Below are 9,296 nucleotides of genomic sequence, written 5' to 3'. Positions count from 1 at the left end.
ACCCTGTTTTTCCCCCCCTGTGGCTAAGAGTTTTTGGGTGCCAATACCCCCCCCCCCGCCCACATTCGACGCAGTGGTGATCGAGGTTCCCATCCGATCCTGGTCCGCGGCCGGCCCCACCTCGGCCGAGGCGAGCGCCCGGACCACCGCCAGCGGCCCCTGCGCCTCGTCGAGCTCCCGGAGCAGATCGTGCGCCCTGCGTGCGGTGCCGAGCCTGCCCTCGTCCGAGTCCAGATCGAGCCCCAGCGCTCCGGCGCGCCGCTCCAGCTCCTGCACCAGGTTGTACGCGTGCCCCACGTCGGCGTGGGCCTTCGTCCGGACCCGCTGGGCGAACTCGGCGATCAGCCGTGCCCGGCGCAGCCTGGTGGTGACCGTCACGACCAGGATGCGCTCCGCCCGGTCGAGCGCCTCGTTCCAGGTCTCCTCGTCCGGCCGTTCCTGAGCGCGCAGCCGGTAACCGGGCTTGAGCGCCATCGGGTCCGCGACCTCGACCGTGCCGCCACCGTAGGGGGTCCACACCCGGTCGGTGCGTTCCGCGTAGGCGCAGAGCACCAGGTTGGCGAGCGGGGTGTCCAGGCCGTAGGGGGACGGTGTGTCGATCCAGCCCAGCAGGTCCGTGACCGGGATGTCCTTGTCCTCGTACTTCAGGCCGGCCTTGACGTTGAAGTGCTCGACCCAGTGCCGTCCCAGCTCGAAGCGGGCCTCGTGCATGACGCCGAGCTTCAGCCCTTTCTGTCCTGCGATCCGCGCCATCAGCGACCGGTGCTTGGGCGCAATGTCGATGATCTCCAAGCCCTCGTCGGCGGCATCGCGGAGATAGTCGAAGACCGTCTTCACATCGGTGGTCTTCACCGACAGACCGTCGCTCTGCGGATCGAAGTCGGGGTGCGCGGGGAACTGATGGGCCAGCGCGTTGTCCGCGATCAGCCGTACGGCGTCGTACAGCGACTGGTTGTACTGGAGCACGATCGGCGGCATGTCGGGCAGTGGCATCACGTGCTCGTCGTATGCCCTGATCTTCGCGGAATCCTTGGGTGCCAGACCGTACGCCTGCTTCAGCGCGTCCTTGATGGTCTGCTTCAGCTGACGGTGCTGGGACTCCAGGGCGTCCTTGGCCCGTTCGCGGTCGTTCGGGCTCAGCTGGGTGGCGAAACTCTCGAAACGCTGACCGGTCAATACGTAGTCGACGATGACCAGCCGCTGGAACTTCGCGTAGAGATCACTCGTGAAGTGCGCGGGAATCCAGCAGATGGTGCGCGGCCGGGCCGCCGAACCGGAAGCGGCCCGCAGACGCTCCACGCGCTCCCGGTCCTCGGCCGTCCCGTACAGATCGTCGAACGGCATGTCGATGACCAACCGCCAGTTGCCGTCCTGCCGGGGGGAGAACTTCTCGTCGGCGAGGGAGTTGGGGTTCGCGATATTCCCGAAGACCACTTCGAGCGAGCGCCGGGAACCGCGCCACACCAGCTGGAGCTGGTCGTCCAGCTGGCCCTGGTTGATGCTCAGTTCCTCCCACAGGAGGCGCTTGAGGAGAGAACGGCGATTGGGACCGTTGTTGTTGCTCTCCGCACGGGTGACGACCGACTCGTAATCGACGTCGACCAGTTTGAGGGAGATGCCCGCATCAGGACCATCGCCGTAACGGATCTCCGGGAAGGCTTCGGCCCACTCCTTCGCCTTCTTGGAGACGGCCTTGGCCTCGAAGCCGGGCACCGGCGCGGTGATCACACCGTGGTTGAGGGCGGCGAGACGCTTGATCGTGAGGTTCTGGAAGGCCGGCACGCTGGGCGCGAGAGCGGAGAGCAGCAGGGTTCCCATGAGGCGGTTGTCGGCGATGAACGCCTGGATCTTCTCGGCCGCCGTCTTCTCGATGTCGTCCGGATTCTTCAGATACGCGTCGACATCGGCATCGCTGATCTCGTACGTGTTCAGCAGATACGGCCGCAGCGTCGTGCGGTACAGCTTGAGAGCGGATCGGAACTGCTCCCGCAACTGCTGCGTGAACGGGTCGCCACCGCCCCGGTTGAGCACCTCGAAGAGATCGCCGAGCGGTACGAGCTGGCCGAGCGGCAGCGTCTCCCTGTTGTCGGAGAGCATCTGCCCCATGAGCCGCAGCCCGCTGCGGGAGCGGGACAGTGCCTCAGCCACCCGTACCAAGGTGTCCATGAAGGCGGGCGAGAAGGGGAACGCTTTACGGAAGGCCGTCTCGTCAGCGTTCGTGATATCGGTGGAGCTGCCCAGCAGGGCGTTCCAGATATCGGGCTTCACCCGCTGGATATTGGTGAAGGCTTGGTCGATCCTGGCTTCCGCGTCGGGTACGTCCGTACGGGGGTGCAGCAGCCGCTTGTAGGCGATCTCCGGGAGGTCGCTGTCAGGAAGCGTGATGAGGGAGAACCGGTCGTCCGCGAGGGACAGGGCGTCCTGAATGGTCACTTCCGACGCTCCGGAGACCATCTTGTCACCGACAAGGTGGCGCAGATCACGCTGGCGTGCGATGAAGGAGATCACCGGAATGGGGCGGCGGACGTCGCTTCCCTCGACAAAGTTCGTGATCTTGGCGACTTCCTGGGCCACCACCTCCTTCTCCCCGACGATCCGACTCGCCATCCACAGGATCAATTCATCCAGGAAGAGCACCACGCCGTCGTATCCGAGCGACTTGGCGTGACCGGCGATGACGGAGAGGCCACGGTCGAGAGAGATGAAGCCGTGACGGTCCTCGGTCGCGTTGGTGAAGAACCCCTTGAACCAGGAGCTGAGCACGTCGGAAACAAGCTTGGCCCGCAGTCCACCCGGGGTGGTGGGGTGGTGAAGCCATTGCTCGTCGGTGTCGTTGAGGGTCTTCTCGTCAACCTGGACGGCGTCGAGTGCGATGTCAAGCTTTTCCGTGTCCCAGAAGACGTCGTCGTCGCCCCACTCGTCGTCGACGCCGGGCGGGGCACTCGGCAGTCCGTCGATGAACGCCTCGTCGGTCATCCGGGAGCGGTGTTCCCGGACGTTCTCGAAGAGCGCGTCGGTGCGGTAGACCTGCGGAATCCCGACCCCGGGATGACGACGGCGAATGTGGTCCACGTAGCCGCCGAGGACCCGCTGCTCAATCGATTTCGCGTCCATCATGTGGTACGGCAGAAGCAGAAGTTTCTTCTCGTGCATCCACGAGTGCTGACGCACGAGAGGAACGAATTCATCCGTGTCGCGGACACGACGGGCGCCCTCTGGCAGCGCACCGAGGAGGGCGCTGAGCACCATCATGAAGTGCGACTTACCGGAGCCGAAGGAGCCGTGCAGATAGGCGGCCTTGGAAATCCCGCTGCCCAACGCGGACTCGATGAGGGTGAGCGCCTCGCCGAAATGCTCGACCAGACGCTCCGTGATCACGTACTCATCAAGGTGTTTGGCGAGAGTCTCTTCGTCCTCCAGCGCCTCGACCAGTTTGAGTACGTACTGGTTCTGGTCGAGCTCTTCCGGGATGTCGATAACCTCACGCAGCAGGGGCTGTGTGGGGTTTGCCATCGCGTGCTCCTCATATGTCTGCCATGCCCGGTTTGCGACCGCGCCATCCGTTCACTACCTGCCCAAACGCCCCCAGCCTAACGCGCTGGGGGCGGGGCAGGGCATGGGTTTGCCGGGGTGAGCGGTGAGACGGTTCGGGGCGTGCGGTACCAGGCCCCGGCCCGCCCCGGCCTCAGCTCTCGTCGCCCTCGGCGACGCCGACGTCCCCATCAGCTCTCGTCTCGGCCGCCACAGTCTTCTTGGCGGGCTTACGTCCCCCGCCCCGGCGGGCCGGCACGGACCGCCAGCCGCGAAGAGCCTCGTCGGTCAGTTCTGCATCACGCTGATAGTCGGCAACGACCTCGGCGTAGAAATCACCGTGATCGGGGTGCCACTGACGCACCCAGGGCAGCAGTTCCAGCAGCCCGGCGAGGAGAGGCGTCAGTCCGGCCTCGTCCCAGGTCGTGGAAGCGAGCAGCGCCTCACGACGGGCCTCGATCGCCTGGACGAGAGCAAGCGCCTGCTCCTGGTGGTCCCAGCCGCCCCAGCCGAGGAACTCGGTGGGGTCGGCGAGAGTACGGCTGTAGGAGATGAACCGTTCCTTGGGCACATCGAGCCCACCGCGCTGGGCGGCGTACGACGGCTTGACGAAGTCAGCAGTCACATATTTGGGCGGGACCGGAATACTGTCCCGGATCTTCAGGGACTTCTCCAGATCACCTTCGGCAGCGGCGTCGTCCTCGGCACGCTGCATGTCCCAGACCTGCTCCCAGACCGAACGCTTCTTCTTGATCGCGGACTCCTTGTAACGGAGCGCGGCCAGGAACGGCACATGCTGGTCGGAGATCAGTTCGGGCACGACGGTGGCAAGGTCTTCACCGGGCGTGTAAAGGGCGGCAACGTCGACGAAGTCGGTATCGGAGTTGAGGTCGTCGATGAGTTGACCGACGGTGCGCGTACGGGGACGCTCGACACTGTCGTCCCCCATCACGTACCAGAAGTCACGCCGTTCCATCCGGGCCAGCAGCCATTCACGCAGAGCGGCCTTCTGCTGGCTGTCCCAGCCGTCCGTCAGCCAGCGCCGCTTGTACTCGGGCCGCTCGACCAGACCGATCACGGCGGAATTCTTGATCGCTTCAAGCCGCCGCGCGACGGTACGCCGGTACTCCTCCGGCCAATCGGGGCCGGAGGGAATCTCGCTGATCATGGTGGAGTTGTGCCGGCGGAACCATTCGGTCTGCGCCTCTCCTTTCTTGACCCTGTCGCCGAGGTCGATCTCGAACGCCCGCTGTCCGAGCTCCAGCCCGAGGACGGGGAGCGAATCGACGGGCGCGGTGAGGTCATCGTGCAACCCGTAGATGCCGTACACCTCCCAGTCCAGTTCCTCCTGCACAGCGATCATGCGGGCGCGGATGCGGTGCCACTCGTCCTGGCCAGCGGCCAGGGACTCGGCGGTGGGGGGCTTCTCGGGGTCAGCGGTGAGGGCGGCGGGGCTGGTCGCGGTGAGCTGCTGGGCGAGGGCGTCGAGTTCGGTGGCGCGGGTGAGGGGGTAGCGGGCTGGGAGGGGGAACTCCTGGACGTTGGTGCCGTTGAAGTCAAAGTGGGCCGTCCATTTTTCCGCTTCCAGGCCACGTTTCACTCCATTATTTGGCCTCTCCTGACATACCTGCTTGAGCCAAAAGCACGCCGTCGAGGAATTCAACAATCCAAGAATTTCGAGATGATCTCCCTCGGTGGCCTCTTTGTGAAGTTTAATCACTGGAGCGGTCTGCTTGAAAGCCTTTACAGTGCGCTCCAGTGAAAAATGATTATGACTTGCGGTAAATCCGAACGTAAGAGTCCATGGATGCGCTTCCGCATCTCGCGTTACCTGATGCCACCCGAACCATTCCCGCCCCTCGGCAAAATAAGTCTCCTTAGAAAAGGTAGCGCGAAGCCCCAGGGCAGTGCGAGACGGCCAGAGCCAACGATACTCAGGTGATTCACTCGGTGGTGACGTCAGCTTGAATTCGCTAGTGTACGGGAAAAATGCAACGGTCTTTGCATTCGCATTCCAATCACGACAGTCATCCCCAACCAGCAAATCTCTAGCAAGATCCATATCACCCACACGACGGAGCCATGAACTCTCATTTGCTAGCATGGCTTCATCCGCCCCAGGAATCCCAAACACTCCCACACGGAGTGCAGATTTCGCAATCCGGGAGATCGCCCCGGCGCCGATTTCCGAGATGGCCTCCAAGCCGCCGTCATTGAGAATCCACGGATGCTTAGAAAAGTGACGCTTGCGCTCCAAATTATCGACAGATACCCACTCCCCTGAATTCTTTCCGGGAGCATCAATAAATTTTTCAATTTCTCGCCACACAAGACCATCGGCCGGATTTTTCGGAATAATAGACTCACCCTTAATTCCACGCACCGCCCTCACTGTTCGAGCACCGAATTCACTGCGCCGATTCCGGCCAATCAGAATGACAGTGGGTGTTCCGTGTCCTGGAATATACGCGCCCGAAGTATCGATCACCTCAGTAAGATCGACTTCATTAGCCAGAAAGTTTTGAATCAGTTTTTCACCAAACTCTCGCTTCATGAATGAATTGGACGTGATTTGGCCAACGTAACCAGAGCCACCACTTCGCCCACCCGACACCGCCAGGCTAAAGAAGCGTTGTGCGAACGGAACGGTTAGTGCGTATTTTCCACTACAGGTCTTCTTGTAAAGATCACGATAGACACCGTTGAGGACACGGTCCTTCGCCGCAATGTAAGGGGGATTCCCTACTACTACATGATACCTACCTTCTTGCAGAATATTCAAATGATCAACAACATCTTCCGTTGTATATGAAAAATCACCAGGACCTTCGGGAGCTTTACCCTCCGTGGACATTGCAAAGATTTCCAGCTGCTCAGATTTCAGAAGTGCATCACCCGTAGCGATGTGCAGAGGAAACTCTCGCGTGCGTGCATCACGAAGTTTCCTCACACCTGAGGCCTTCAGGGCTGCCACGAAGAGGCGGAATTTTGCAATAGCAACAGCAAATGGGTTGATATCGACTCCGTGCACTGCATCCAGAGCAGACCTAACTCGGGTATGGATATCAACGCTAGGAGACTTTTCCTCCCAAGAGGAAAGAAGGCGGTGGAAGGCTCCCAGCACAAAGTGCCCAGATCCGCACGTAGGATCAATTACCTTAACTACATCATGACCAAACTCTCCGATTGCAGGTCCCAATGTGCGATCAAGAATAAATTCCTCGACGAAATCTGGAGTTTGAAGAAGAGCATACTTTTCGCGAGCGTCAGAAGATAGGTCCTGATAGATATCTCCGAGAAAACGAGTATCCCATTTCGGATCATAAAAGCTGTGCGTCAACTTCGTCGACTCACCGCCATCTTCACGTTTCCTCCAAAAATCAATAAGCACTTTGGCCGCATCATGCGAAATGTCGATCTGATAGAGCGGATTATGCCGGGGGGAAAATAGAAGATTCCCGGCCTGGCCTGATCCAAGTTCACTGAAAGCAGCGAGTAGCCAGTCTCGATGCGTGTGAGCAGCATTCTCGGTCATAAACTGCTCGTGCAGTTCCTCTGCATGTGACTGCCTGGCAAGAACGGGGCCAGCAAAATACGGGGTTGTAAGGAGACTGTTGTCCTCACAGAAGCGTACGAAAACCGTGGCTAGGACCCATGCCACCGCTGACTGAGTAACCCGCTCACCGATCCACTCTGTTGCTGAGGCTGCCGTTCGCTTGGCGGAAAAGGCACCCTGGTGCTCATTTCGCAAGCGCTGATCGACCTCTGGCAACACGCCGAGCTGTGCGTGCAGATCAGCTTCGACCCGAGCGACCTGCGCTTGCAGGTCGGTGAGCAGCCGCTTGCTGTCGATCACTGAAGCACCAACATCCTTGTTGTTTGGTCACGGGAGACGCCGGATGGCGCGCAGATGTCCATTTCACCACAAGGAAGCCCCGTCACTCAGGCGAGTGACGGGGCGTAGAGGGTGGCTGCGAGGGTCAGAGCCCTCCGGCCTTGACCTCTGTGACGAAGGACTCCCAGCCTTTGGCCGGGAAGACGAGGGCTGGGCCCTCGGGGTGCTTACTGTCTCGGACAGGCACGACGCGGAGGAAGCCGTCGGCAACCTCAACGCAGGCTCCCCCGTCTCCGTTGCTGTGCGACGACTTGCGCCAGGATGCAACGCTCAGGCTGTATTGGGTGATCATGGTGTCGCGTAGTCCTTCGCAGCTGATTCGATCAGAGTGAGAGACGCCTCCGGCGACAACGAGGCGGCACTCGTCAGATCGTATGCCCTCTGGTAATTGGCAACCAGCCTTGGATCCTCGATGAGTTGCCCTGTGTATGCGCTCTCCGTGTACGTGACTGGCGGAGCATCTGCGAAGGTCATCTGAATCGTTGTTCCGTTGAGGAATGCCTGGGCTCCGGTCGAGAACGGAAGCACCTGTACAAGGACGCGATGGTTGGCGCGGATCAGTTTGGAGAGGCTGTTCAACTGCTCGCACATGACTGCAGGACCGCCCACAGACACTTTGAGCACTGCTTCGTGCAGAACTACCCACAGCACCGGAGCCGTGGGGCCTTCAAGCAAGCTCTGTCGCTCAAGCCTCGCCTTCACCAGTTCATCCACCGTGGCCTGCGGCTCGAAACGCTGGGCGGATCGGATCAACGCCCGCGCATACCCCTCCGTCTGCAACAACCCCGGGATCAGCATCGACGAGTACTCGCTGATCGTCTTCGCCAACGTCTCCAGCTCCGCCGCGTCCGCAAAGTAGTCCGCGTGCTTCGACTGCCGCGCCAGCTTGCACAGCCGCTGAAGATGCTCGCCCGTGCCCAGTGCTCCGTCCAGCAGCTTCGACATGTCCAGCTGCGGTCGCCTGACGGCCGACTCGAACTGCCCGATGTACGTCCCCGAGCAGAACACCAGCTCACCGAGGCGTTCCTGCGACCACCCCGCCGCCTCCCGAACACGGCGCAGCTCCGCTCCGTAGAACGCGGTCGGCGAAACGTACGGGTCCAGGTTTTTCGGCTGGGTCATGGCCAATATCCCCTCGGCACAGAGCTGTTGCTGGGCTGGATTCCCTACCCAGCGTAGCCCCATTCCGTCACGCTGTGAGCACAAACCGTAACTCTCAGCTCAAACGGAAAGGCTCCCGTGACCGACAAGCCGAAGCTCGACTCCCTTACCGGCCCCCTCGCCCACGTACCCAGCGATCCGTCGCCCGCCCCCGTCACCGACCTCACCGACCCGCACACCGCGGTCACCGAGGCCGTGCGGGGGCTCGACGAGGCTCTGACCGTCCTCGGTATCACCCTGCCGTCCCTGGGCATCGATCCCCCCAGCTATGCGTTCATCACGCCCCGTCCCCTCGTGGAACTCGGCCGCTGCAATCTCGAAACGGCTCGGCGGCTCACAGTCGCACTCCGTAACGCGGCGCCGTGAACGCCGCGCCCTCGGAGCGCCCCTCAGCGCGGCACCCCAAACCGCCGTCACTCGCGCACTTCGCGCCCGGCGCCGTCGTCCGCGATGAGATGCCCGGCCGTATCGGGGAAGTGAGAGGCAACGTGGGGCCGTATCTCCAGTTGCGTCCCCTCGGGGGTGGCCTGGAGTGGGATGCTGAGCCCGAGCGCGTGCGGCTCGCGACGGCCGGGGAGCGGCTCAGCGCGGCCGTGGCGGTCGCCAACGCCGTCAGCCGGGGCGAGAAGGCGTAGCCCTCGTCGAGCAGGCCGGTGGGGCGGGCCACGTCGCCCTGCCCCACCGGTTCGGGATCATGTCCTTGTCAGCG

The 9,296-nt window shown here is 62.0% G+C and carries 6 protein-coding genes; 2 read left to right on the top strand and 4 right to left on the bottom strand.

Annotated elements, in window-relative coordinates; genetic code table 11:
• From ACFXPK_RS06610 to ACFXPK_RS06595, 4 genes are all read right to left on the bottom strand, one after another.
• Positions 1 to 3,513: phage resistance protein (locus ACFXPK_RS06610; RefSeq protein ID WP_385072386.1), on the bottom strand; the 3,513-nt coding region annotated here is incomplete at its 3' end.
• A gap of 172 nt (positions 3,514 to 3,685) precedes the next feature.
• Positions 3,686 to 7,387: a BREX-2 system adenine-specific DNA-methyltransferase PglX gene (gene pglX / locus ACFXPK_RS06605; protein WP_385072383.1), complete on the bottom strand. Its 3,702-nt coding sequence runs from the start codon at positions 7,385 to 7,387 to the stop codon at positions 3,686 to 3,688.
• 124 nt (positions 7,388 to 7,511) lie between these two features.
• Positions 7,512 to 7,718 (bottom strand): DUF397 domain-containing protein, encoded by a 207-nt coding sequence (locus ACFXPK_RS06600; RefSeq protein WP_385072380.1) that lies wholly within the window; start codon positions 7,716 to 7,718, stop codon positions 7,512 to 7,514.
• Positions 7,715 to 8,548, bottom strand: coding sequence for a Scr1 family TA system antitoxin-like transcriptional regulator (locus tag ACFXPK_RS06595; protein WP_385072377.1), 834 nt, complete (start codon positions 8,546 to 8,548; stop codon positions 7,715 to 7,717). The genes ACFXPK_RS06600 and ACFXPK_RS06595 overlap by 4 nt, the downstream gene beginning before the upstream one ends.
• A gap of 117 nt (positions 8,549 to 8,665) precedes the next feature.
• Between ACFXPK_RS06595 and ACFXPK_RS06590 the strand changes: the two genes are divergently transcribed.
• Both ACFXPK_RS06590 and ACFXPK_RS06585 read left to right on the top strand, forming a co-directional pair.
• On the top strand, positions 8,666 to 8,953 hold the full coding sequence (locus ACFXPK_RS06590; protein WP_385072374.1) for a hypothetical protein: 288 nt from the start codon (positions 8,666 to 8,668) through the stop codon (positions 8,951 to 8,953).
• Positions 8,950 to 9,222, top strand: coding sequence for a hypothetical protein (locus tag ACFXPK_RS06585; protein ID WP_385072372.1), 273 nt, complete (start codon positions 8,950 to 8,952; stop codon positions 9,220 to 9,222). The genes ACFXPK_RS06590 and ACFXPK_RS06585 overlap by 4 nt, the downstream gene beginning before the upstream one ends.
• The last annotated feature ends 74 nt before the right edge of the window (positions 9,223 to 9,296 follow it).

The organism is Streptomyces sp. NPDC059142 (assembly GCF_042755665.1).
Lineage (GTDB): Bacteria > Actinomycetota > Actinomycetes > Streptomycetales > Streptomycetaceae > Streptomyces.
The sequence above is the reverse complement of the archived record's forward strand: the minus strand, read 5'-3'. Positions and strand labels throughout refer to the sequence as shown.